Below are 21,399 nucleotides of genomic sequence, written 5' to 3'. Positions count from 1 at the left end.
CTCAGCCGACCCCGTACCGCGCCTCGATCCCGGCGATCACCACCGCCAGCCCCTCCTCGAAGTGCCGGTCGTAGTCGGTGAAGATCTCCGCGCCCGCCTGAGCCGACAAGGGAAAGTCGGCCATCAGGCGGGCGCGCTGCTCTATGTCGTACCCCTCACGGCGCTCACCCGCGAGCGGCTCGACGCCCTGTTCCTCGGTGACGAAGCCGAGGGTGTAGAAGTACGTCGTCGAGGTCGCGCGGACGGCGTCGGCGAGGGCGAAGCCGACGGCCGTGAACAGGCGCAGGTTGTCCTCCATCTGCTCGGCGTGCTCGATGCCGGTGAAGCGTGAGCCGCTGAAGACCTTGGCCCCGTCGCGGTAGCCGAGCAGCGCCGCGCGCAGTCCGCGGTTGGACCTCAGGAGCCGCTCCCGCCAGCCCTCGTCCGGGTCGAGGGGCGTCGCGGCGACCATCCGCCGGTACATCTCGGTCGCCATCTCGTCGAGCAGCGCCTGTTTGTCCTTGAAGTGCCAGTACAGGGCCGGCGCCTTGACGTCCAGCTCCTTGGCGATGGCCCGGAGGGTCAGGCCGTCGAGACCGACCTCGTTCAGGAGCTTGAGGGCGGTGTCCGCGACGCGTGTGCGATCCAGGGGCGCTCGGCGTTCCGTATTCACGCTTGACAGCTTAACGCCGTTAAGGGCACGCTCGTGACCGAGGGAACTTAACAGCGTTAAGGAGGGTGTGCTCATGAACGCGTATGCGGATGTACCGGTGGACACGGATGTACTGATCGTCGGCGCGGGCCCCACCGGCCTCGCCCTCGGCATCGATCTCGCCCGGCGTGGGGTGGACGCGCTGGCCGTGGAGCGGGCCGAGCGGCTCTTTCCCGGGTCGCGCGGCAAGGGAATCCAGCCGCGCACCATGGAGGTCTTCGACGACCTGGGCGTCCTCGACGCGATCCGCGCGGCGGGCGGTGGCTATCCGGTCGGGATGATCTGGCAGGAGGGCCGGCGGATCGGCGAGCACCAGATGTTCGACGCGGCGGAGGTCACGGAGGACTCGCCGTACAACGAGCCTTGGATGGTTCCGCAGTGGCGGACGCAGGAAATCCTCTTCGCGCGGCTGGCGGAGCTGGGCGGAGAGGTCGCCTTCGACCGGGAGGTCGTCGGGATCGCACAGGACGAGGACGGCGTGACGGCTCTCTTCGCGTCCGGCGAGAGCGTCCGCGCGCGGTACGTCGTCGCCGCCGACGGCGGCCGTTCGGCCGTACGGCGGGCCCTCGGCATCGGTATGACCGGGGAGACCGTCGACCCGAGCCCGACACTGGTGGCGGACGTCAGGATCACGGGCCTGGACCGGGACAACTGGCACCTCTTCCCGCCGCGTGGGGAGGGCCAGGACTTCCTCGCGATCTGCCCGCTCGCGGGCACGGAGGACTTCCAGGTCGCGGCCCGGTTCCCCGAGGGGACGTCGGTGGACGTCTCACCGGACGGCGTGCGCAAGGCGGTCGCGGCGCGTTCCCACCTCGCGCCGGAAGACGTGACGGAGGTCCGCTGGGCCTCGGACTTCCGGCCGCGCGCGGCCCTGGCGGACCGGTTCCGGGACGGGCGGGTGTTCCTCGCGGGGGACGCCGCGCACATCCACTCGCCGGCGGGCGGGCAGGGCCTCAACACCAGTGTCCAGGACGCCTACAACCTGGGCTGGAAGCTGGGCGCGGTGCTGCGGGACCGGGCCGACGCGGCGCTCCTCGACACCTACGAGGAGGAACGGCGTCCCATCGCCGCCGACATGCTCGGCCTGTCGACGAGCGTGCACCGCGGCCAGGTGCGCCGCGGCGAGGCGACCCGCCAGCTCGGCCTGGGGTACCGGGAGTCGTCGCTCACCCGGGAGACACGGCCGACGCCGGGCCCGGTGCGGGCGGGTGACCGCGCGCCGGACGGGACGCTGGGCGGCGTGCGGCTGTTCGACGCGTTCCGGGGGCCGCACTGGACGCTGGTCGCGGTGGGCGCGCAGGCACCGGAACTGCCGGAGGCGGTGCGGGTGGTCGGCGGGCAGGCGCAGGCGTCGTACGGCAAGGGCCTGCTCCTGGTCCGGCCGGACGGGTATGTGGGGTGGGCGGGCGGAACTGCCGACGGCCTGCCCGCCTACCTCGCGCGCGTCGGCCTCTGATCAGGTGCCGGCGAGCGAGAGCTTCACCGCGAACCCGAGGAACAACGCCCCCGCCGCCGAAGTGGCCCCGGCCGACAGCCGCTTGCGCCTGCGGAACGCGGCCGCCAGCTTGGTACCGCCGAATATCAGCGCGCTGAGGTACAGGAAGCTCGCGAGCTGCGCGAAGGCGCCGAGCACGACGAACGACAGCGCGGGGTAGGCGTACGCCGGATCGACGAACTGCACGAAGAAGGCGACGAAGAAGAGGATCGCCTTGGGGTTGAGGAGGCTGACGACGAAGGCCCGCCGGAAGGGCCGCTCCTCGGAGGCCGGGGCCAGGCTGTCCTCGACGACCGCCTCGCGCCGGGCCCGCCACATCCCCCAGGCCGCCCGCATCATCCCGATCGCCAGCCAGGTCAGATACCCGGCTCCCGCGTACTTCACGATCCCGAACAGCACGGCGTTCGTCTGCAGCAGCGAGGCGACGCCGGCGGCGGACAGTGTCATCAACACGGTGTCCCCGCACCAGACACCGGCCGCGGCGGTGTACCCGGGACGCACGCCCCGGCGCGCGGCGACGGACAGCACGTACAGCGAGTTGGGACCGGGCAGCAGGACGATCAGAATCAGGCCCGCGAGATAGGTGGGGAGGTCGATGACACCGAACATGGAAAGGAGTGTGGCACGGGGGTACGACATTCCGATCCCGGATTTCAGCGGGCGAGACGGCGCGGATCAGAAGGCGTCGCTCGGGACGTACGTCCCCCAGATCTCCCGCAGCGCGTTGCACACCTCCCCCACCGTGGCCCGGGCCCGCAACGCGTCCTTCATCGGGTACAGGACGTTGTCCTCCCCCGCGGCGGCCTTCCGCAGCTCGGCGAGGGCCGAGTCCACCGCGGACCGGTCGCGCCCGGCGCGCAGCTCCGCGAGGCGCTCCGCCTGCCGGGCCTCGATGGCGGGGTCCACGCGGAGCGGCTCGTACGGCTCCTCCTCGTCGAGCTGGAAGCGGTTGACGCCGACGACGACCCGTTCGCCGGAGTCCGTCTCCTGGGCGATCCGGTAGGCGCTGCGCTCGATCTCGCCCTTCTGGAAGCCGTGCTCGATGGCCGCCACCGCGCCACCGAGGTCCTCGACGCGCTGCATCAGCTCGACCGCGGCCGCCTCGACGTCGTCGGTCATCCGCTCGATGGCGTACGAGCCCGCGAAGGGGTCCACCGTCGCCGTCACGTCCGTCTCGTACGCAAGCACCTGCTGGGTGCGCAGGGCGAGGCGGGCGCTCTTGTCCGTGGGCAGCGCGATCGCCTCGTCGAAGGAGTTGGTGTGCAGGGACTGGGTGCCGCCCAGCACGGCCGCGAGGCCCTGCACCGCCACACGCACCAGGTTCACTTCCGGCTGCTGGGCCGTCAGCTGGACGCCGGCCGTCTGCGTGTGGAAGCGCAGCATCAGGGACTTGGGGTTGCGCGCGCCGAACTCGTCCCGCATCACCCGGGCCCAGATCCTGCGGGCCGCGCGGAACTTGGCGACCTCCTCCAGGATCGTCGTACGGGCCACGAAGAAGAAGGACAGCCGGGGCGCGAAGTCGTCCACGTCCATGCCCGCCGCCACCGCGGTGCGGACGTACTCGATGCCGTCGGCGAGCGTGAAGGCGATCTCCTGCGCGGGGGACGCACCCGCCTCGGCCATGTGGTAGCCGGAGATCGAGATCGTGTTCCAGCGCGGGATCTCGGCCTGGCAGTACCGGAAGATGTCGGCGATCAGCCGGAGCGAGGGCTTCGGCGGGAAGATGTACGTCCCGCGCGCGATGTACTCCTTCAGCACGTCGTTCTGGATCGTGCCGGTGAGCCGGTCCGCCGGGACCCCCTGCTCCTCCGCCACCAGCTGGTACAGCAGGAGCAGCAGCGCGGCCGGCGCGTTGATGGTCATCGACGTCGACACCTTGTCCAGCGGGATCCCGCCGAAGAGCACCCGCATGTCGTCGATCGAGTCGATGGCCACGCCCACCTTGCCGACCTCGCCGTGCGCGATCGGCGCGTCGGAGTCGTGGCCCATCTGGGTGGGCAGGTCGAAGGCGACCGACAGGCCGGTCGTGCCGTGGGCGATCAGCTGTCGGTAGCGGGCGTTGGACTCCGTCGCCGTACCGAAGCCGGCGTACTGGCGCATCGTCCAGGGGCGGCCGCTGTACATCGTGGGGTACACGCCGCGGGTGAAGGGGTACGAGCCCGGCTCACCCAGCTTTTCGGCCGGGTCCCAGCCGCTGAGCGCGTCCGGCCCGTAGACCGGCTCGATGGGCACTGCGGACTCGGACTCGCGCGTCATGGTGGGTGCCTCCGAGGTCGCCGTGGTTGTCGCCCGCAAAAGACGGACGGTGTCCTTCACCTCTGTGTCCAACCATGCCGCGTAGTTCGCAACCGGTCACGTGCGGGGAACATCTCAGGTGACACCAGGGCGGTCGGGCGGTCGGGGGCGGCCGCGGTGAGACGACGGGGGCCGGGATGCGTACCAGGGGTATGGGGCGGACACGGGGCAGGGGCTTGGGGAGCGGGACCGCCGTGCTGGCCTGCGGTGCCGCGCTGACCGTGCTGTGCGGCTGCACCGTGCAGGCCTCCGGCGAAGAGGAGCGGCGCTCACCCGTGCACATAGAGCTCCCGAGCGGCACACCGTCCCCGAAGTCGGCACCGCCCGACGACAAGCCGAGCGCGAAGCCCACGCCCGCGGCACCACCCGCCGTGCTGTGGTCCCGGGGCGACGAGGGCCGTGACATACGCGAGCTCCAGGCCCGTCTGCGTCAGATCGCCTGGCTCTTCGACGGGCCGACCGGGTCGTACGACGATCTGACGGAGCAGGCGGTCCGGGGATTCCAGGGCAAGCGGGGACTGCCGAGAACGGGGAAGACCGACGAGGTCACCTGGCAGCGGCTGCTGCGGATGACGCGCGAGCCCGGCAAGTGGGACCTGTATCTGATGGGCGGCCAGCCGGCCGACGCGCCGGACGCGCGGTGCCTGACCGGCCGGGTGCTGTGCATCAGCAAGTCGAGCCGGACGCTGCGCTGGATGATCGACGGACGGTCGGTCCTGACGGTGCCGGTGCGGTTCGGGTCGCAGTACACGCCGACCCGGGAAGGTGTGTTCAGCGTCTACTGGAAGTCACGGCATCATGTGTCGACGCTCTATGACTCGCCGATGCCGTACGCGATGTTCTTCAGCGGCGGCCAGGCGGTGCACTACTCGTCCGACTTCGCGGCCACGGGTTACGCGGGCGCCTCGCACGGCTGCGTCAACGTACGGGACGAGCGGGCGATCGCGGAGATGTTCGCGCAGGTGAGGACCGGCGACAAGGTCGTCGTCCACTGGTGAGGCGCGAGGGGTGGGTGTGGGGCGCGGGCGGGACCGGGGGAACGTGTCCCGCCCGCGCCGATGCACTGAGCCGTAGGTACGGGGGGAACCCCGGCTCTGTGCGACGGCCGATGACCAGTCGGCTCACTCACATCAGCGCCATGGCGGCCGAAAGTGTCACTCCCTGCGGCGAAGAATTTTCAACCAATCACAAAACCGCAGGTCAGCGACCTGTTACGGAAGTGAGGACGCGGTCCGGCAAGAGGGCCGCCGCGCGTGCCACCACGGTGGACGGGGCTGCTGCGGCGCTTTGCGTGCGGTGACCGGCACGGCCGCCGTCACGGTCACGGCCGCGGTCACCGTGGTGGTCGCGGTCGTCGTCGCCGTGCCGGCCGCCCCGGCCGTCGCCACGCGCATCGGCACGGTCGCCCTCGTCGTCGTCGCCGTCCCGGTCTCGGTTCCTGTCCCGTTCCCGTTCCCGGTCCCGGTCGCGGTCCCTGTCCGTGCCGCCCGACTTGCCCCAGGTGCCGTCGCCGGCGGCCTTGAGGACGCCCGCGCAGTACTTCCGCACGCGTTCGGAGCCCCCCGCCGCGCGCTCCAGGGCGCGGCGGCGGTCGTTGGACAGGTCCCTGCCGTCGCTCAGGTCGCGGCAGTACGCGGTGACGACCTTCCACCAGCCGCCGGCGGCCTTGTCCCGGTCAGGAGCCGATCCGCGGTCCGGGGCGGGACCGCCGGGTTCGGCGCCCTCGGTCGTGCCCGGATCGGTGGGCGCCCGCGAGTCGTCGTCGGGAGTGGGTCCGCCCCGCACGCCGCCCTCCGGCGAGGGCGAGAAGAGCGGGCGTTCCGGTGGTGCGGGTGCCGAGACCGTGGCGGCCGGGCGGCCCCCTTCGTCTTCGACGAAGGGCGATGTCAGGACTCCGGTTCCGGCCGCGACCGCAACCCCGCCGATCATGCCGACGGCCAGTGCGGCGGCGAGACCGAGCCGTACGGGACGGGCCCAGCGGGGCCGGCGGACACCGTTGTCGGCGCAACCGATACGAACCAGCCCGACGTCGACGGGCCCGGCATCGGGGGCGTTGCGGTCCTCGGAGCCACCGGATGCGGAGCCTTGGCCGACGGTCGCCGACTCGGTGTCCCGGCCTGCGCGCGCCGCACGGAACGCCGCCAGCGCTGCGGCCTCTCCGGGGAGTTCCGTGCTGCTCAACGGGGGTTCGGCGGTCAGCGCCTCAAGCGTCTTGGCGAGGCGTTCGGCCTGATCTCGGTCGACCGGATCGACAGCTTCGAGTGACTCTCCGCGCAGCAAACGCTCCGCAATTTCGCGGTCCAGCCACCTGTACTGCTCGTCGGCCATCACACATCCTTCTGCGTCCGCGCACGCATATGCGTCACACTCGCAGACGTCACCGCACGGTCGCGGGTTCCTCGCTGGGGAGGCAGGGCGTCGAGCACCCCGGTCGATTCCGGATCGTCGCCGAGCAGCTCGGCGAGCCGCTTCAGCCCCCGGTGCGCGGCGGTTCGTACGGCACCCGGGCGCTTGCCCAGCGTCTGGGCGGCCGTTTTGGCGTCGAGCCCCACGACCACGCGCAGGACGACGGCCTCGGCCTGGTCCTGCGGCAGGCGGGCGATGAGGGAGAGGGTGCCGTCGGTGGCCAGGGCCTCCATGGCCTCCCCCGCCGTGTCGGACTCGGCGGCCTTCCCGGTCAGCTCCGTCTCATCGCCGCCGATCGCGGGGCGGCGGCCGCGCATGCGTATGTGGTCCAGGGCGCGGTTGCGGGCTATCCGGGCGGCCCAGCCACGGAAGCGGTCCGCGTCCCCGCTGAACCGCTCCAGGTCACGCGCTATCTGCAGCCACGCCTCCGACGCTACGTCCTCGGCGTCCGGGTCGCCGACCAGCGTCCGTACGTACCCGAGCAGCCGCGGGTGCACAGTGCGGTACACAGTCCGGAACGCGCTCTCGTCCCCGTCCTGTGCCGCAAGCACCGCGGCGGTCAGCTCCGCGTCGTCCCCCAGCACTGCGCCCCTTTTGCGCCTAAGCCGGTGCCGCTGTCACGGACCGGTTCTCGCCGTCGTGGTTCCTCAATTGATGGTTGCGGTTCTGGAACCGCAGGTCGTTGCGGTGGTCATACACCTTCCGCGTCCGGCGCGAAAGGCACGTTACGGCCTGAAAGCGCTGCTCGTCCATGTCCGTACAACGTGCAACTACCCCGGATTCCGCGATGTCCTCGCCCAGGTGTGACAGAAAACGCAGTCATGGCGCTGTAGAAAGTACGGGCCGCCGCGCGGCCCGTGCCGCGCGACGGCCGGGGCCTCTCCTGTGGGGGGTGGCGGCCCCGGTCGTCTCGCGCAAGGCCCGCGTCGCGTCGGTGCGGGGTCAGTCCTTCTTCTCGGCGCTCTTGCCGGACTCACCCTTGTCGCCCGGGCCCTGGCTCTGGCCGTTGCCGGTGACACCGCCCTCGTCAGCCCGGTCCGTCGGCCCGTTCGTCGGCTCGCCGGCCGGCCCGTTCGTGGGGCGGTTGGTCGGGCCGTTCGTGGGCCTGTCCGTCGGCCCGCCCTTCGCCCCCGCCAACTGCTCGTCGCAGTACGCGTCCACCTTGTCCGCACCGCCCGCCGCCGCGACGAGCCGCTGCCAGGCCGTCGAGTCCAGGGCATTGCCACGATCCTCGACCTGGTCGTACGCGCGGCACCTGGCCTCGGTGTCCTGGGCAGTGGTCGGGTGGCCGGGCTTGGCGGAGGCGGCGCCGGACGCCGTGGAGAGGTCCGCGGCGGTCGGCCGGTCGGGGGCGCCGGCCGACGGGGTGGGCCTGGCCCTGTCGTCGCCGGGGGCCTCCGAGGAGCCGGACGAGCCGATCGCAGCGACCGCCACGCCGCCCAGCGTGAGGCTCGCGGCGAACAGGGAGAGCGTGGTCTTCACCGACAGCGCCAGTCGGCGCGGCGCACGCGGCCGCCAGTCGTCCCGGCGCCGGGTGCGTGCCCCGTGGGCGCCCTCGGCACGCGCGGCACGGAAGGCGGCCACGGCACGCTGCTCGCCCTCGGCGTCCGCGGGGTGCCCACGCAGCACGGCGGCGGAGAGCAGCGCCTCCAGTTCGGCGGCGTCGAGGGCCACTGCCGGGCCGGAGGCGTGACCCGCTGCCCTGCCGTCAGGGTGCGCATGCCGACGGCCGGTGTCTCCGCCGCGACTCTGCCGTTCACCCATGTCCGTTTCCCGTCCCTGTCCGACCTGCTTGGTTGGCCTTTGCCACCCTTTGGCTGCGCAACCGCTGCGACCTGCGTGGCCCATGTGGCTGCAGTGAGTTGTCGTTGCTGTTGTGACTCTCGTTGCTGTTGTGACTCACGAGCTTCAAGAGCCTGTACGTCCGTCACGGCCCGTTCGACTCACCGAACACGTCGCCTCGCTTCGCCGAAGCGCCGTGGCACCGGTGCGCGATGCGCCGAAGCGCCGCCCGTCAGCCGCCGACACCCTCACTGTTCATTTCGATTCCCCCAGCGTCCGGGGGCCGTCATCCGTCACACCTGCGACGCCCAGCTGCTCGGCCAGTCGCTTCAGCCCCCGGTACGCGGCCGTCCGGACCGCGCCGGGTCGCTTGCCGAGGACGCGTGCGGCGGCGGGGCCGTCGAGGCCGACGACGACCCGGAGCAGTACGGCCTCGGCCTGGTCCTTCGGCAGCCCCCGGACCAGCTCGAGGGCGTGCTCGGTGGAGATCGACTCCAGGGCCTGGTCGTGCGTGTTCTGCGGACCCGGGAGGTCCAGTACGTCGTGCTCCAGCGCCGACGACCGCGGCCGTACCTTCTGCCGGCGCAGATGGTCCAGCGCCCGGTGCCGGCCGATGGTCGCGGTCCAGCCCCGGAATCCGGCGCCGTCCCCCTTGAACCGGCCGAGGTCCCGGGCTATCTCCAGCCAGGCGTCGGACGCCACGTCCTCCGCGTCGTCCCCGACCAGCCCACGCAGGTACCCGAGCAGTCCCGGGTGCACCAGCCGGTACGCGACCGCGAAGGCGGCCTCGTCACCTTCCTGAGCCCGCGCGACGGCCGCGCTCAACTCCCCGTCGTGCGCGTGCCCGCGGCGGGGTTCCCCTCCCTGGCCCAAGAACTGTCCTCGTCCGTACCGGTTCGCGGCGGATTCGCACCCCACGGTGCGGCCACCCTTTCCCACGCCCCTCCACGGTCAACAGCGCCCGGCCTCACAGAAGTGTCACAGGGGCCGCACCTGCGGCCGGTCGCTACAACCATTGCCGCCCATCGGGAGTCACAGACGCCGCGACCTGCACACAGCCCCATCACAGGGATGGCATACGATGCGGCGCGATCCACATAAAGTTCGCATAAGAGGATGTAACGTCATGTCAGCTCGCAGTCCATTTCGCTCCCTTCGTGGCATATCCTCCGTCGTCGCCCTGCTCGCGATCGGTGCGGTGGGATGCTCGGACGTCGTCGACAGCGCCAAGGACGGCGCGAAGAAGGTGGCCCGCCAGAGATCGGTGTTCTCGCTGAACGTCGGGGACTGCTACAACCCGAACAACAAGGGCGAAGGCACGGAGATCCTCGTCGAGATCGTGCCCTGCGCCGAGGCGCACACGGGTCAGGTCGTCGGCGACTTCAAGATCGAAGAAGGGTCGAAGTACCCCGGCACCGACGCGGTCGCCGCCATCGCCGACGAGCGATGCCCGGCCGAGGCCCAGAAGTTCGCCCCGGACACCTGGGCACTCCCCAAGGGTGTCGGGCTCATCCACTACACCCCGACCCAGGAGAGCTGGGCGACCGGCGACCGCGCCGTGAGCTGCAGCTACACCAAGGAGTCGGGCACCTTCGCCGGCGAGCTGAACGCGAAGTCCCCGAAGCCCGAGCAGACCGCGTACCTGAACGGTTCGAACGCCGTCTACGAGGCGCTGTGGACCAACCAGTCCGAAAAGGACTCCGTCGAGGCGGACTTCGCCGGCTACAAGGCGCAGGCCAAGGCCGTGGCGGACGCCCTCGACGCGCACGTGAAGGGCCTGAAGGACGTCGACGGCACGGAGGTCGGCAAGCTCCGCGCGGACCTGACGAAGACGGCCGCGCACTGGAGGAAGGCCGCGAACGCCGCCGACACGGACGCGTTCTACGTCGCCTACGACCCGGCGTTCACCGGCATCGACCCGAACAAGACGGTCGCCGCCCGCAAGGAACTGGGCCTGGCCACCACCGTCCCGGCCGACGAGGCGGAGGTCTGGGCGAGCTGACGCTCCCTCGGCCCCGGCCGGGACCCCGCCCCTCCAGGGCGGCCCGGCCGGGCCGTCTCCCCTCCGTCGCCTACTGCTGGACGGCGTCCCGGCACAGCAACCGCAGCGACCCGTCGCCCGCGAAACACCGCCGCGCCTCCTCCATCGGATCCCACAGCCGACCGTCGGGCGTACGGATCCAGTGGTCGCCTCCCGACGCCCACCACTCGGCGCCGGCCTGACGGGCGATCACCTCACCGGCGTATGCGCCGAGGCCGCGCAGCGTGTTCTCCACGGCGGCATACGGCGTCCGTTCCCGGCGCAGTTCCTCGATCATCCGGTCGACCCGCCACAGACTCTGCGCCGAGTAGTCGAGTCGCAGCCGCGCCCCCTCACGCATCGTCGCCACCGCGTCCGCCGCCCACCGCACCGGCTTGGTAGCGGCTGCGGGCCTGGTTTCCGCTTGAGTCGTCACACCCTGGAGAGCGTGCCTGAACTGGGATTCGTCACCCGGATCCGGCGACTTCCCGGGACCGGTGCAGGACCGCCCCACCTCGCTCCCACCAACGTCACAGGACTCACCCAGGAACCAGGTTTACGGGAGAGTGACGCTTCGCCGCTCGCGTGCGCTCCACTCACTGATGAGCCTGTACTTCCATCTCCGAGCAGTGCCGCCCCCGGCGCTGCGCAACAGCGCAACCTGGTTCCAGCGCCTGTTCCAGGACGACTGGGACACCGTGCGCCGACGGCTCGACCGGCACCGCGACGAGATGCTGGACGAGCGGTACGCCGAGCAGCACGCCCTCTACGCCGGGAAGGTCCAGGACGGACCGCGGGCCGACGTGGTCCTGGGCGGCCGGCCGGTGTACCACCCGGTGCCGGAACACCCGCCGTTCCTGATCCTCACCGCGGCTCAGGTCACCCGTGTGGCCGACTACCTCGGATCGACCGACTTCGAGGCACTGTGGCGCCCACTGCAGACCACAGTCCCTCTCGAACCGGAAGTGCGCACCATCCTCGCGGCCGCCCACCGCGACCTGACGGCCTTCTACACCCGCACCGCGGAGTACGGCGACGCGGTGGTGAAGTGCCTCCTGCGATGAAGGTCCCATGCCTCCAACGCCGCAAGAAGGGGCGCGGGGAACTGCGCGACAAGCCCCAACGCACCCGCACCACCCCGCACCCGGAACTACCCGCGGAGCGTCCGCGCACGCCGGGAAACCACCGCCCGCAGCACCCGCCGCCCCTCCGTCGAAACCTCCAGCGCCCGGCGCAACCCGCTCGCGCCATGCCCGGCCAGAATCTCCAGGACGCCGATCTGGCGGCGAAGTTCGGCGGCGACGAGCGGCGACATGCCCTGCGTACGGCCCCCGGCTGAGGCGGAGGGCCCCTCCGCGCGGGCCGAGCTGAGCGCCTCGGGGAGGGCGTCGGCCGAGGACGCGTCGTCCTCCGCGGGGTCGAGGAGCCGGTGGATCTGCAGCGAGGCGACGGAGCAGGCGTCGGCCCAGATCCGTGCCTCGGCGGCGGACCGTACGGCCGGGGCCGCGGCCAGCATCCGCCGGGCGAGCAGGGCGGCCTCGTCCTCGACGTCCTCGTCGTCCATGACATCGGCGACGCCGAGCTTCGCGCGTACCTGCTCCAGCAGTTCGCCCCAGGCGGCGGAGTCCCCGCCGTCCGCGAGGTTCGCCCACAGCGGCCGCAGCACCTCGTCGTCACCGCCGAGCAGCGGCACGCACCGATCCAAACAAGCCAACCCGCTGGCGGCCAGTCCGCGTTCGTCGGCCTGAGCGATCAATTCCACCAGGCTCATCCACGCCTCCCTAAGCGGGTCATTCCTGAGGGTCGGGGTCCCCGCACAGAACCCTGGCGAGCGCCATCCTTTACGGAGCCCGCACTTCCCCTTACTGCGTGCGACGGCCCGTGAGTGTCACAGGGGCACGACGCCCAGCCGGTCGAGCAGCCGGAAGAAGAGGTTTTCGGCCAAAGGGTCCGCATCAGCGGTGAGTACGGCGACGAGCGACTCGGCGTTCACTTCGTGCCCGGCCTCGGCGGCCCAGGCGACGGCCCGCTCGGCGGCGTCGGGGGGTTCGAGGAAGTAGTCCTCGAGCGTGAGCCCTTCGGTTCCGGCGCCGAGGTACCCGGCCATCGCGCCGCGCGCGAGACACGTCGTCCAGGCCCCGCTCTCCGGCGCCGCCGCCTCCACCACCACGCAGTCGCTGTCCATGACGTACCCGAAGAGCGCGGGCGCCCCCGTCTCCAGGGCCAGGGCGTTCATGCTCCCGACGTCGGCGCCGCTGCTCGGGTACTCCCACACCTGCCACCCGCCGGGCGCCTCCGCCCGCAGGGTCATCCCCTCGGCGCCCGCCAGCGCGTCCAGCTCCGCCAGCGGCCGCTCCCCGCGGCCCACGACGAAGTACCCCCAGTACCCCATTCCGGTTCCCCCTGGCTGTTAGGTACGGCTCGGGCCGAATACACCACAGTCGCACGGGGGTTCGCAGCCGTATCGGCCAATCCGGGGCTCAGTCCAGCCGGTCGGCGAGCGCCCTGAACTCGGCCCACGACAGTTCCGGCTCACCCGCGTCCCACAGCTTCTGCACCGTCGCCCGCAGCGGCATCCGGATCCCGGCCGCGACCTGGTCCTGTGTCTGCGAGTTCGCGAGGTCGCACCACACGGCGAAGGAACCGCCGAGGATCTGGTCGTCGTACTTGGCCGGCACGGGCGCCGTGCCCCGCAGGACGCGCGGCGTCCACTGTTCGTAGATCCGCTGACCCGTCGGATAGACGAAGGTCTGCGGCTCCCCGAGCACGTAGTAGAGGAACTCGTCGTTGTAGTTGATGACCTTCCGACCCGTGCTCAGATACTCCTCGGGCAGCCGGGCGCCGATCTCCTTGCCCGTCCAGTACGCCACCTGGATGTCCTTGTCCGGCTGGACGGAGGTGTCCCGGAAGAACCCGTCGTTCCACGCACGGGGGGTGCGGTCGTGGGCGCGGACGGTGTCGGCGCGGTCGTTGAGCCATCCGGTGGCGAGGTCGGCGACGGTGGCGCCGGAGCCGTAGGCCTCCCGGGCGGCGGCGGCGAGCTGCGGGTAGGACGCCTGGGGGTCGGAGACGACCAGCGCCTGGTACTCGTCACCGCCGAGGTGCCACTGGTTGCCGGGGAAGAGGCCGACGTACTCGTTGAGCAGGTCGTCGACGATCTCGGCGGACTCGGGCTTGGAGATGTCGATGGCGCCCCGGGTCGCCACCCCGTTGACATTGCGCAGCTGAAGATCGGGGTGCGCGGCGATGACGGCGCCCAGATGCCCGGGCGAGTCGATCTCGGGCACGATCTGGATGTGCCGGCTCTGCGCCAGTTTGACGATCTTCTGGACCTGGGCCTTGGTCAGATGCTGCTGGGACACGATCTCGGGATGCGACTCGGACTCGATACGGAATCCCTGGTCGTCGGAGAAATGCAGCCCCAGCTGGTTGTACTTCAGGTCGCCGAGCTCCCGCACCCGGTCCTCGATCCAGTCCGCGGTGAAGTACTTGCGGGCCATGTCGAGCATGAACCCGCGCACCGGCTTGGCGGGCTCGTCCCGCACGACGCCCTCCGGCGCCGTACCCCCGTCATGGACCTCCTGCTTGAGCGTCCGGGTCCCGTAGAAGACCCCCGCCTCACCGGGCCCGCTGATGGTCACCCGCCCGCCGCGCACGGTCATGGCGTACGACTCCGGGTCCGCACCCTCGTCGTCGTTCAGGGCCAGCCGCACGTCCCCGGCCCGCACGTCGTCCTTCTCGCCGGCGTACTTGAGCCCCAGCTCACCGGCGATGAGCCGGCCCTCGTCGGCCAGGCCCGCATCGCTCACGACGACCCGCTCGCCCTGCGCGGGACGCCAGCCGGGCCCGCGGGCGGCGGTGTGGGAGGTCACGGCCGGGATGGTGCGGGGGGCCTTCGAGAGCGGGTACGACCGGGTGGGCGAAGGAGTCGGGGTCGTCGCCCCTCTCGAGGCGGCCTCGCCGGTCCCCGGCCCCGACCGCCGCTGCTCCGACTGCGCCGACGATCCGTCGTCGCCGGTGGCCAGGAGTCCGAGGCTCACCCCGGCCCCGACCGTCACGACGACCACGGCGACGATCAGCACCCACGTCTGCTTCAGCGTCCTCCTGGCCGATGCCCGGCGCCTGTGTTTGTGCTGGCTCACATGGCCAACGTAGGCCCTATGGACTCAGCCCGCCGTCCGGCCGCCGTCCAGCGAGCGTTCCGAAACTCTCCCGTTCGACTGAAATTCGGGCATCCGTCGGACACCTCACGTCCACACTCGGTAACGTGGCGCCACTCCTCCCCCAAAATCTCCTGTCGAAACCACGTGACGCCCACACACCTTCCTGGCCGAGTCGCCATACCGTCGCTGCCCGAGCAGACCCGCACTCCACCGTCCCCGGACGCGCTGGAGGCGTTCAACGCTGCCCCTGCCGACGCGGTCCGGCGCGTCCTCCTGACCTGCCTGCACAGCCCCCGCTGGGCCGACCGCCTCACCGACCACCGCCCGTACCCCGACGTCGAGTCCCTGCTGGCCGCGTCCGACGAGGCGGCCTACGACCTGGCTCCGGGCGATCTGGCGCAGGCCCTGGCAGGAGAAACGTTGCCGGTGCTGCCGGAGGGTGTGTACGGGGCGGCCCATACGGCACTCAGCGCCGCGCATGCCGCATACGAGGCCAAATTCGGCCACGCGTTCGTGATCTGCGTGGACAACCTGTCGCCGACCCAGGCCCTGGACCAGGCACTGGCGGGAATCCGGTCACGTTTGACGAACGATCCTGAGGAGGAACGCGTCGTCGCGGCGGAGGAATTGCGCCGCCTGGCGAAGGGGCGGTTGCTCGATTCCCTCAGGGGCGCGGGGCTGTAGTCGATGCGCGACCACGGCCGCGCGGGCGCGCGACCAGCGTCAACGGCGCCACACCCGATGGATAACCGAACATTCCATCGCATTGGCCGCCAATACCCCATCCGCGTGCCACTTTGATCACATACGCAGCCCCCCGCTCAGCTGCGCGGCGCCACGTGGATACGATGCTGAGGGCCGGTGGACCGTACCCGGCCGGGCCCGACCGACAGCACAAGCCGGCGCGGCCCCAATCCCCGCTCCCGGAGGAACTTCCGTGCCGGCTGGAACGCTGTACCGCGGCCGGGAAGGAATGTGGTCCTGGGTGGCTCACCGAGTCACCGGCGTCCTCATTTTCTTCTTCCTGTTCGTTCACGTGCTGGACACCGCTCTCGTGCGTGTCTCCCCCGAGGACTACGACAAGGTCGTAGCCACGTACAAGACGCCGATCGTCGCGCTGCTGGAGTACGGCCTCGTCGCCGCCATCCTGTTCCACGCGCTCAACGGCCTGCGTGTCATCGCTGTCGACTTCTGGTCGAAGGGCCCGCGCTACCAGAAGCAGATGCTCTGGTCCGTCGTCGGCCTGTGGGTCGTGCTGATGCTCGGGGCGATCTACCCCGTCCTCGGCCACGCCGCTCGTGAACTGTTCGGGAGCTGACGCGCATGTCCACCACTGAGAAGACCGCCACCGGTATCGGCCCGGTCGAGGGCGAGTCCCTCTACAACGTCGACAACCCGGCCCCCTACATCGAGGCACCGCGCCAGCGCACCAAGAAGACCCCGAAGTCCACGCGGGGCAACTTCGAGATGGCCGCCTGGCTCTTCATGCGCCTGTCCGGCGTCGTGCTGGTCGTCCTGGTCATCGGCCACCTGCTGATCCAGCTCGTGCTGGACGGCGGCGTGTCCAAGATCGGCTTCGCGTTCGTCGCGGGCCGCTGGGCGTCCCCGTTCTGGCAGGTCTGGGACCTGCTGATGCTCTGGCTCGCGATGCTGCACGGCGCCAACGGCCTGCGCACGGTCATCAACGACTACGCGGAGCGCGCGAACACCCGGCTGTGGCTGAAGGGCCTGCTCTACACCGCCACGGTGTTCACCATCCTGCTGGGCACGCTGGTGATCTTCACCTTCGACCCGAACATCCGCTAGGCACGGGGCTGAGGAACCACCATGAAGATCCACAAGTACGACACCGTCATCGTCGGCGCCGGTGGCGCGGGCATGCGCGCGGCCATCGAGTCCACGAAGCGCAGCCGCACCGCCGTGCTGACCAAGCTGTACCCCACCCGCTCCCACACGGGCGCCGCGCAGGGCGGCATGGCCGCAGCGCTCGCCAACGTGGAGGAGGACAACTGGGAGTGGCACACCTTCGACACGGTCAAGGGCGGTGACTACCTGGTCGACCAGGACGCCGCCGAGATCCTGGCGAAGGAGGCCATCGACTCGGTCCTCGACCTGGAGAAGATGGGCCTGCCGTTCAACCGCACCCCGAACGGCACCATCGACCAGCGCCGCTTCGGCGGTCACAGCCGCAACCACGGCGAGGCCCCGGTCCGCCGGTCCTGCTACGCGGCCGACCGCACCGGCCACATGATCCTCCAGACGCTGTACCAGAACTGCGTCAAGGAGGGCGTGGAGTTCTTCAACGAGTTCTACGTCCTCGACCAGCTGATCACCGAGGTGGACGGCGTCAAGAGGTCCGCCGGCGTGGTCGCCTACGAACTGGCGACCGGCGAGATCCACATCTTCCAGGCGAAGGCCGTGATCTACGCGTCCGGCGGCACCGGCAAGTTCTTCAAGGTGACGTCGAACGCGCACACGCTGACCGGTGACGGCCAGGCGGCCGTGTACCGCCGGGGTCTGCCGCTGGAGGACATGGAGTTCTTCCAGTTCCACCCGACCGGCATCTGGCGCATGGGCATCCTGCTGACGGAGGGCGCCCGCGGTGAGGGCGGCATCCTCCGCAACAAGGACGGCGAGCGCTTCATGGAGAAGTACGCGCCGGTCATGAAGGACCTCGCGTCCCGTGACGTCGTCTCGCGCTCCATCTACACGGAGATCCGCGAGGGCCGTGGCTGCGGTCCCGAGGGCGACCACGTCTACCTGGACCTCACGCACCTCCCGCCGGAGCAGCTGGACGCGAAGCTGCCCGACATCACGGAGTTCGCGCGCACCTACCTCGGTATCGAGCCGTACACGGACCCGATCCCGATCCAGCCCACCGCGCACTACGCCATGGGCGGCATCCCGACGAACGTCGAGGGTGAGGTCCTGCTCGACAACACGACGGTGGTCCCGGGCCTGTACGCGGCCGGCGAGGTCGCCTGCGTGTCCGTCCACGGCGCGAACCGGCTGGGCACGAACAGCCTCCTGGACATCAACGTGTTCGGCCGCCGGGCCGGCATCGCGGCCGCGGAGTACAGCCAGAAGGCGGACTTCGTGGAGCTGCCGGAGAACCCCTCGGAGCTGGTGATCGACCAGGTCGAGCGCCTGCGCACCTCCACCGGCACCGAGCGCGTGGCCACGCTCCGCAAGGAGCTGCAGGAGACCATGGACGCCAACGTCATGGTGTTCCGCACCGAGCAGACGATCAAGACGGCGGTCGAGAAGATCGCGGAGCTGCGCGAGCGCTACAAGAACGTCTCGATCCAGGACAAGGGCAAGCGGTTCAACACGGACCTGCTGGAGGCCATCGAGCTCGGCAACCTCCTGGACCTCGCCGAGGTCATGGCGGTTTCGGCCCTGGCCCGCAAGGAGTCCCGCGGCGGTCACTACCGCGAGGACTACCCGAACCGCGACGACGTCAACTTCATGCGCCACACCATGGCGTACCGCGAGGTCGGCGACGACGGCACGGAGTCCATTCGTCTCGACTACAAGCCGGTCGTCCAGACCCGCTACCAGCCGATGGAGCGTAAGTACTGATGGCAACCCCCGTTATGGACAAGGTCGAGGCGGAGTCCACGGCCTCCCCGTACATCACGGTCACGTTCCGGGTCCGCCGCTTCAACCCGGAAGTCTCCGCTGAGGCCGTGTGGGAAGACTTCGAGCTGGAGATCGACCCGAAGGAGCGCGTCCTCGACGGCCTCCACAAGATCAAGTGGGACGTCGACGGCACGCTGACCTTCCGCCGCTCCTGCGCCCACGGCATCTGCGGCTCGGACGCGATGCGGATCAACGGCAAGAACCGCCTTGCCTGCAAGACGCTGATCAAGGACATCAACCCCGAGAAGCCGATCACGGTCGAGCCCATCAAGGGCCTGACGGTCCTGAAGGACCTCGTGGTCGACATGGAGCCGTTCTTCCAGGCGTACCGCGACGTCATGCCCTTCCTCATCACGAAGGACACGAACGAGCCGACGCGCGAGCGCTTCCAGACGGCCGAGGACCGTGAGCGCTTCGACGACACGACGAAGTGCATCCTGTGCGCCGCCTGCACGTCCTCGTGCCCGGTCTTCTGGAACGACGGCCAGTACTTCGGCCCCGCCGCCATCGTCAACGCGCACCGCTTCATCTTCGACTCGCGCGACGAGGCCGGCGAGCAGCGCCTGGAGATCCTCAACGACAAGGACGGCGTGTGGCGCTGCCGCACGACGTTCAACTGCACGGACGCCTGCCCGCGCGGCATCGAGGTCACGAAGGCGATCGCGGAGGTCAAGAAGGCGCTGATCACTCGGCGCTTCTGACCCTCCCAGGTCCACATCAGGGCCCCGTTTCCGTCACTTCGGGAACGGGGCCCTGTGGTGTTCGGGTATGCACGGCGGAACACGCTGCGCCGCGCCCGTGCGCCCTTTACAGCAGCTCGTGACCCCAGTGGCCGTCGGCCATCTCGGCGAACGCGAGCGACTCGGTCATCAGCCACCCACCAGCGGTACAAGCTTCAGAAACGTGATCTCCGGGCCCAGCCCGAGCTCGATCTCGTCGTCGAGGTCGGTGACCTGGCGGTCGCCGACGAGCACGAGGAATCCGTTGCCGGCGAAGGCCTTGAGCGCCTGGTCGGTCCGGGTCTCGGGGTCCATCCGGCGGCGGGTGCGCACCGCATAGCCGTTCAGCACGCGCTCCACGTCCCTTGGCTGCACGAGCCCTTGGAAGACCTCCGGCGTGCGCGCGTTGTACTCGGCGACCTCCTGGAACACCCGGCGCCGGATCAACTCGCGCACGGTGAGCCGCTCCTCGGCGATCTCGAGCCCCCAGCCGTCGCTGCGGCCCCCGCTGGTCGTCTCGTCGACGAACGTCACGATTCCCATGACGACGACGGTACGAGTCACCACTGACAATCACCGGTTCTCGCCGATCATCGCCTTACCCTGACGGTATGTCAGATGACGAGTCGTACGAACTGCTCGGGTTCGACAACGTGCTGCTGCCGGTCGGTGACCTCGCCGAGGCCCTCGCGTTCTACGAGCGCGCCGGGTTCGCGGTCGGGTTCCGGCTCGACGAGGCCGGGATCGCGGGGCTGAAGGTCGGCGGCGAGACGCCCGGGATCCTGCTGCGCACCGAGGAAGGACTGACGTACCGGCCACCACCCTGGCCCTCCGCGCGCGTATGGCTGGAGGTGCCGGACGCGCGTGCGGCGGCGCGGGCGTTGTGCGACGTGGGCATCGTGCTGCTCGACGAGCCGGCCTCGGTGGCCACCGGCTGGACGGTCGAGATCGCCGATCCCTGGGGGAACGTCGTCGGGTTCACGGACTACTCCAAACGACCGATGCTCGGGCGCCGCCCCTGACCGAAGTCACGGCGGGCAGCGCCCTGCCGTGGTGCGTGACGCAGGCCTCACGCTATTGAGTTGAACACGTTCAAAGACAGCTCTAAAGTCATCACTGTCAGCTTTTTGAACGTGTTCAAGGAGGGGGAGGCGTCATGGACCGCACGGTCATCGCCTATGTCATCTACCTGGTCGTCAGCATCGCCCTGACCATCTGGGTGGCCCGCACTCTCAGCCGCAACGGACGGATCTTCCTCGCCGACGTGCTGCGCGGGAACGAGAAGCTCGCCGACGCCGTGAACCACCTGCTGGTGGTCGGCTTCTACCTCGTCAACCTCGGCTTCGTCGCCCTGTACCTGAGCGACGACGACACCGTCGTGGACGTTCGCGGGGTCTTCGAGGCCCTGTCGACCAAGCTCGGCGTGGTGCTGCTGGTGCTCGGCGTGATGCACCTGGGCAACGTCTACGTGCTCAACAAGATCCGGCGGCGCAGTGTCATGGAGCGGGAGCAGACGCCGCCGGTCGCGCCGCAGGACTGGGTCGCTCCGACAGCCGGGGCGTGAGCGGATGCCCGGCGAGGCGACGAGCGGGACGGACGCCATGACGGACCGCGTCGCGACCGACACGCCCAGGTCTCAGGTCCGCCGCCTGACCGTCCTCTACGACGCCCAGTGCTCCCTGTGCACCTTCCTGCACGACTGGCTCGTACGGCAGCCCCAGCTGGTGCCGCTGGACTTCGTGGCCGCCGGGTCCGACGAGGCACGGCGGCGCTACCCCGGGCTCGACCACAGCGCCACCCTCGCCGAGATCACCGTCGTCGGCGACGCGGGGCAGGTCTACCGGGGCGGCGCCGCCTGGATCGTCACCCTGTGGGCCCTGCGCGAGCACCGGCCGCTCGCACATCGCCTCAGTACTCCGTCGGGGGCACGGCTCGCCAAGGGAGCCGTGCTCGCCGCCGCCAAGTGGCGAGGGGCGCAGTGGGACGGGACAGGCCGGGGCGGGCGGAGTTACCGGCGTCCGGACGGATGGGCGTACGACACGAGCCGGGGCTGGACGTACGAGCCGCCGGGCTGTGAGAGCGGCACCTGCGCCACGCGGTGAGGCGGGTGCCGAGCGGACCCAACTCGTCCTGAACGGCACGTTTTGGGACACCGGTTTGGCATGCACCCTTCCAAAACCGTCCCG

24 protein-coding genes are annotated in these 21,399 nt (G+C 70.4%); 12 read left to right on the top strand and 12 right to left on the bottom strand.

The window, feature by feature from the left end; genetic code table 11:
* Position 1: 1 nt before the first annotated feature.
* Positions 2-652: a TetR/AcrR family transcriptional regulator gene (locus tag ACZ7M7_RS08820; RefSeq protein ID WP_472114304.1), complete on the bottom strand. Its 651-nt coding sequence runs from the start codon at positions 650-652 to the stop codon at positions 2-4.
* A gap of 97 nt (positions 653-749) precedes the next feature.
* Here ACZ7M7_RS08820 and ACZ7M7_RS08815 point away from each other — a divergent pair, with 97 nt between their 5' ends.
* Positions 750-2,147: an FAD-dependent oxidoreductase gene (locus tag ACZ7M7_RS08815; protein WP_472115188.1), complete on the top strand. Its 1,398-nt coding sequence runs from the start codon at positions 750-752 to the stop codon at positions 2,145-2,147.
* Here ACZ7M7_RS08815 and leuE read toward each other — a convergent pair whose 3' ends face one another.
* Both leuE and ACZ7M7_RS08805 read right to left on the bottom strand, forming a co-directional pair.
* On the bottom strand, positions 2,148-2,795 hold the full coding sequence (leuE, locus tag ACZ7M7_RS08810) for a leucine efflux protein LeuE (protein WP_453824708.1): 648 nt from the start codon (positions 2,793-2,795) through the stop codon (positions 2,148-2,150).
* A 66-nt stretch (positions 2,796-2,861) separates the two neighbouring features.
* The gene (locus ACZ7M7_RS08805) at positions 2,862-4,442 is read right to left on the bottom strand and encodes an acyl-CoA mutase large subunit family protein (RefSeq protein ID WP_472114301.1); all 1,581 of its coding nucleotides are present in this window, start codon (positions 4,440-4,442) and stop codon (positions 2,862-2,864) included.
* Positions 4,443-4,618: 176 nt separating this feature from the next.
* Between ACZ7M7_RS08805 and ACZ7M7_RS08800 the strand changes: the two genes are divergently transcribed.
* Positions 4,619-5,479 (top strand): L,D-transpeptidase family protein, encoded by an 861-nt coding sequence (locus ACZ7M7_RS08800; protein ID WP_472114298.1) that lies wholly within the window; start codon positions 4,619-4,621, stop codon positions 5,477-5,479.
* Between the two features lie 202 nt (positions 5,480-5,681).
* Here ACZ7M7_RS08800 and ACZ7M7_RS08795 read toward each other — a convergent pair whose 3' ends face one another.
* The 4 genes from ACZ7M7_RS08795 to ACZ7M7_RS08780 all read right to left on the bottom strand — a co-directional run bounded on the left by ACZ7M7_RS08795 (position 5,682) and on the right by ACZ7M7_RS08780 (position 9,542).
* Positions 5,682-6,809, bottom strand: a complete 1,128-nt coding sequence (locus ACZ7M7_RS08795; RefSeq protein ID WP_472114294.1) for a hypothetical protein — start codon at positions 6,807-6,809, stop codon at positions 5,682-5,684.
* Positions 6,809-7,471: an RNA polymerase sigma factor gene (locus tag ACZ7M7_RS08790; RefSeq protein ID WP_383613796.1), complete on the bottom strand. Its 663-nt coding sequence runs from the start codon at positions 7,469-7,471 to the stop codon at positions 6,809-6,811. Before ACZ7M7_RS08790 ends, ACZ7M7_RS08795 begins: the two co-directional genes overlap by 1 nt.
* 358 nt (positions 7,472-7,829) lie before the next feature.
* Entirely contained in the window at positions 7,830-8,651 is an 822-nt protein-coding gene (locus ACZ7M7_RS08785) for a PT domain-containing protein (RefSeq protein ID WP_472114291.1), read from the bottom strand.
* 273 nt (positions 8,652-8,924) lie between these two features.
* Positions 8,925-9,542, bottom strand: coding sequence for an RNA polymerase sigma factor (locus ACZ7M7_RS08780; protein ID WP_383613792.1), 618 nt, complete (start codon positions 9,540-9,542; stop codon positions 8,925-8,927).
* 253 nt (positions 9,543-9,795) lie between these two features.
* Here ACZ7M7_RS08780 and ACZ7M7_RS08775 point away from each other — a divergent pair, with 253 nt between their 5' ends.
* Positions 9,796-10,671, top strand: coding sequence for a septum formation family protein (locus ACZ7M7_RS08775; RefSeq protein ID WP_472114288.1), 876 nt, complete (start codon positions 9,796-9,798; stop codon positions 10,669-10,671).
* A gap of 70 nt (positions 10,672-10,741) precedes the next feature.
* Here the strand turns inward: ACZ7M7_RS08775 and ACZ7M7_RS08770 are convergent, their stop codons facing one another.
* A complete protein-coding gene (locus ACZ7M7_RS08770) occupies positions 10,742-11,125 on the bottom strand; it encodes a hypothetical protein (RefSeq protein WP_472114285.1) in 384 nt (127 codons plus the stop codon).
* Between the two features lie 166 nt (positions 11,126-11,291).
* Here ACZ7M7_RS08770 and ACZ7M7_RS08765 point away from each other — a divergent pair, with 166 nt between their 5' ends.
* Positions 11,292-11,753, top strand: coding sequence for a DUF1877 family protein (locus ACZ7M7_RS08765; RefSeq protein ID WP_472114281.1), 462 nt, complete (start codon positions 11,292-11,294; stop codon positions 11,751-11,753).
* An 86-nt stretch (positions 11,754-11,839) separates the two neighbouring features.
* Here ACZ7M7_RS08765 and ACZ7M7_RS08760 read toward each other — a convergent pair whose 3' ends face one another.
* From ACZ7M7_RS08760 to ACZ7M7_RS08750, 3 genes are all read right to left on the bottom strand, one after another.
* Positions 11,840-12,460 (bottom strand): hypothetical protein, encoded by a 621-nt coding sequence (locus ACZ7M7_RS08760; RefSeq protein ID WP_383613781.1) that lies wholly within the window; start codon positions 12,458-12,460, stop codon positions 11,840-11,842.
* Positions 12,461-12,577: 117 nt separating this feature from the next.
* A complete protein-coding gene (locus ACZ7M7_RS08755; RefSeq protein ID WP_383613778.1) occupies positions 12,578-13,081 on the bottom strand; it encodes a hypothetical protein in 504 nt (167 codons plus the stop codon).
* An 88-nt stretch (positions 13,082-13,169) separates the two neighbouring features.
* The gene (locus tag ACZ7M7_RS08750; RefSeq protein ID WP_383613857.1) at positions 13,170-14,771 is read right to left on the bottom strand and encodes a beta-N-acetylhexosaminidase; all 1,602 of its coding nucleotides are present in this window, start codon (positions 14,769-14,771) and stop codon (positions 13,170-13,172) included.
* A gap of 225 nt (positions 14,772-14,996) precedes the next feature.
* Here ACZ7M7_RS08750 and ACZ7M7_RS08745 point away from each other — a divergent pair, with 225 nt between their 5' ends.
* The 5 genes from ACZ7M7_RS08745 to ACZ7M7_RS08725 all read left to right on the top strand — a co-directional run bounded on the left by ACZ7M7_RS08745 (position 14,997) and on the right by ACZ7M7_RS08725 (position 19,195).
* Positions 14,997-15,536 carry a 2-oxo-4-hydroxy-4-carboxy-5-ureidoimidazoline decarboxylase gene (locus ACZ7M7_RS08745; RefSeq protein ID WP_383630177.1) on the top strand — a complete coding sequence of 180 codons (540 nt, stop codon included), beginning with the start codon at positions 14,997-14,999 and terminating at the stop codon, positions 15,534-15,536.
* A gap of 253 nt (positions 15,537-15,789) precedes the next feature.
* Positions 15,790-16,170, top strand: a complete 381-nt coding sequence (gene sdhC / locus ACZ7M7_RS08740; protein WP_079052045.1) for a succinate dehydrogenase, cytochrome b556 subunit — start codon at positions 15,790-15,792, stop codon at positions 16,168-16,170.
* A 5-nt stretch (positions 16,171-16,175) separates the two neighbouring features.
* Entirely contained in the window at positions 16,176-16,658 is a 483-nt protein-coding gene (locus ACZ7M7_RS08735) for a succinate dehydrogenase hydrophobic membrane anchor subunit (RefSeq protein WP_328879757.1), read from the top strand.
* A gap of 21 nt (positions 16,659-16,679) precedes the next feature.
* Positions 16,680-18,434, top strand: a complete 1,755-nt coding sequence (gene sdhA / locus ACZ7M7_RS08730) for a succinate dehydrogenase flavoprotein subunit (protein WP_383613772.1) — start codon at positions 16,680-16,682, stop codon at positions 18,432-18,434.
* Complete coding sequence (locus ACZ7M7_RS08725; RefSeq protein ID WP_383613769.1) at positions 18,434-19,195, top strand: succinate dehydrogenase iron-sulfur subunit; 762 nt, start codon at positions 18,434-18,436, stop codon at positions 19,193-19,195. Before sdhA ends, ACZ7M7_RS08725 begins: the two co-directional genes overlap by 1 nt.
* Before the next feature lie 168 nt (positions 19,196-19,363).
* Here the strand turns inward: ACZ7M7_RS08725 and ACZ7M7_RS08720 are convergent, their stop codons facing one another.
* Positions 19,364-19,756, bottom strand: a complete 393-nt coding sequence (locus ACZ7M7_RS08720) for a hypothetical protein (protein WP_472114274.1) — start codon at positions 19,754-19,756, stop codon at positions 19,364-19,366.
* A 68-nt stretch (positions 19,757-19,824) separates the two neighbouring features.
* Between ACZ7M7_RS08720 and ACZ7M7_RS08715 the strand changes: the two genes are divergently transcribed.
* The 3 genes from ACZ7M7_RS08715 to ACZ7M7_RS08705 all read left to right on the top strand — a co-directional run bounded on the left by ACZ7M7_RS08715 (position 19,825) and on the right by ACZ7M7_RS08705 (position 21,315).
* Positions 19,825-20,235, top strand: coding sequence for a VOC family protein (locus ACZ7M7_RS08715; protein ID WP_383613763.1), 411 nt, complete (start codon positions 19,825-19,827; stop codon positions 20,233-20,235).
* A 134-nt stretch (positions 20,236-20,369) separates the two neighbouring features.
* A complete protein-coding gene (locus ACZ7M7_RS08710) occupies positions 20,370-20,777 on the top strand; it encodes a hypothetical protein (RefSeq protein ID WP_383613760.1) in 408 nt (135 codons plus the stop codon).
* 37 nt (positions 20,778-20,814) lie between these two features.
* On the top strand, positions 20,815-21,315 hold the full coding sequence (locus tag ACZ7M7_RS08705; RefSeq protein WP_472114271.1) for a thiol-disulfide oxidoreductase DCC family protein: 501 nt from the start codon (positions 20,815-20,817) through the stop codon (positions 21,313-21,315).
* The last annotated feature ends 84 nt before the right edge of the window (positions 21,316-21,399 follow it).

The sequence above is a fragment of the Streptomyces sp. NPDC111606 genome, assembly GCF_055656945.1.
This window is presented reverse-complemented; position numbering and strand designations above follow the sequence as displayed.

Excerpts from the sequence above, each read along its gene's own strand:
- ACZ7M7_RS08800 (WP_472114298.1), top strand. The coding sequence starts at position 4,619 with ATGCGTACCAGGGGTATGGGGCGGACACGGGGCAGGGGCTTGGGGAGC.
- ACZ7M7_RS08720 (WP_472114274.1), bottom strand. The coding sequence starts at position 19,756 with ATGGGAATCGTGACGTTCGTCGACGAGACGACCAGCGGGGGCCGCAGC.
- ACZ7M7_RS08715 (WP_383613763.1), top strand. The coding sequence starts at position 19,825 with ATGTCAGATGACGAGTCGTACGAACTGCTCGGGTTCGACAACGTGCTG.
- ACZ7M7_RS08755 (WP_383613778.1), bottom strand. The coding sequence starts at position 13,081 with ATGGGGTACTGGGGGTACTTCGTCGTGGGCCGCGGGGAGCGGCCGCTG.
- ACZ7M7_RS08765 (WP_472114281.1), top strand. The coding sequence starts at position 11,292 with ATGAGCCTGTACTTCCATCTCCGAGCAGTGCCGCCCCCGGCGCTGCGC.
- sdhA (WP_383613772.1), top strand. The coding sequence starts at position 16,680 with ATGAAGATCCACAAGTACGACACCGTCATCGTCGGCGCCGGTGGCGCG.
- ACZ7M7_RS08710 (WP_383613760.1), top strand. The coding sequence starts at position 20,370 with ATGGACCGCACGGTCATCGCCTATGTCATCTACCTGGTCGTCAGCATC.
- ACZ7M7_RS08805 (WP_472114301.1), bottom strand. The coding sequence starts at position 4,442 with ATGACGCGCGAGTCCGAGTCCGCAGTGCCCATCGAGCCGGTCTACGGG.
- leuE (WP_453824708.1), bottom strand. The coding sequence starts at position 2,795 with ATGTTCGGTGTCATCGACCTCCCCACCTATCTCGCGGGCCTGATTCTG.
- ACZ7M7_RS08760 (WP_383613781.1), bottom strand. The coding sequence starts at position 12,460 with ATGAGCCTGGTGGAATTGATCGCTCAGGCCGACGAACGCGGACTGGCC.
- ACZ7M7_RS08725 (WP_383613769.1), top strand. The coding sequence starts at position 18,434 with ATGGCAACCCCCGTTATGGACAAGGTCGAGGCGGAGTCCACGGCCTCC.
- ACZ7M7_RS08775 (WP_472114288.1), top strand. The coding sequence starts at position 9,796 with ATGTCAGCTCGCAGTCCATTTCGCTCCCTTCGTGGCATATCCTCCGTC.
- ACZ7M7_RS08705 (WP_472114271.1), top strand. The coding sequence starts at position 20,815 with ATGACGGACCGCGTCGCGACCGACACGCCCAGGTCTCAGGTCCGCCGC.
- ACZ7M7_RS08795 (WP_472114294.1), bottom strand. The coding sequence starts at position 6,809 with ATGGCCGACGAGCAGTACAGGTGGCTGGACCGCGAAATTGCGGAGCGT.
- ACZ7M7_RS08735 (WP_328879757.1), top strand. The coding sequence starts at position 16,176 with ATGTCCACCACTGAGAAGACCGCCACCGGTATCGGCCCGGTCGAGGGC.
- ACZ7M7_RS08785 (WP_472114291.1), bottom strand. The coding sequence starts at position 8,651 with ATGGGTGAACGGCAGAGTCGCGGCGGAGACACCGGCCGTCGGCATGCG.